This is a genomic window from Dorea acetigenes, assembly GCF_025567385.1.
Classification (GTDB): Bacteria; Bacillota; Clostridia; order Lachnospirales; family Lachnospiraceae; genus Claveliimonas; species Claveliimonas acetigenes.
Map to the genome: position 1 here is coordinate 1 of NZ_JAOQJU010000063.1, position 404 is coordinate 404.

Below are 404 nucleotides of genomic sequence, written 5' to 3' on the forward strand. Positions count from 1 at the left end.
TTTACAGTAACTTTCATTCCGTCAAGGTCAAGTTCTTCCCCTGCCGTGTACTCCGTCTTCGTCGGTGCTGTTACCGTAATGGATTCCACCACAACTGGCTCCGGTTCCGGCGCTTTCAGCCCATTCTGTGCTTTGGTAAGAGCAGCCGCTGCTGCATCTACTTCTGCCTGCGTTGCCGTATTGCTTGCATAAATATCATTTGCAGCCTTCAACGCTTCTGCGTATACTTCCCAGGTAGCTTCTGTGTATTCATCCTGATTTCCTACAGATTCTGTTGCATCAATGGCTGCCTTCAATACATCTTTTTCTACATATTTCAGCGCCTCTGCTGCAATCTCATCCGCCGTCATAACACGACTTACAATCTTATAATTGTCAATCAGGCCAGTCATATACTCTCCGCT

1 protein-coding gene is annotated in these 404 nt (G+C 47.0%); it reads right to left on the bottom strand.

Annotated features, from left to right (window positions below; translation table 11 throughout):
* The coding region (locus OCV99_RS17985) for an FIVAR domain-containing protein (protein ID WP_158372389.1) at window positions 1-392 on the bottom strand (392 nt) is incomplete at its 3' end.
* Window positions 393-404: the final 12 nt, after the last annotated feature.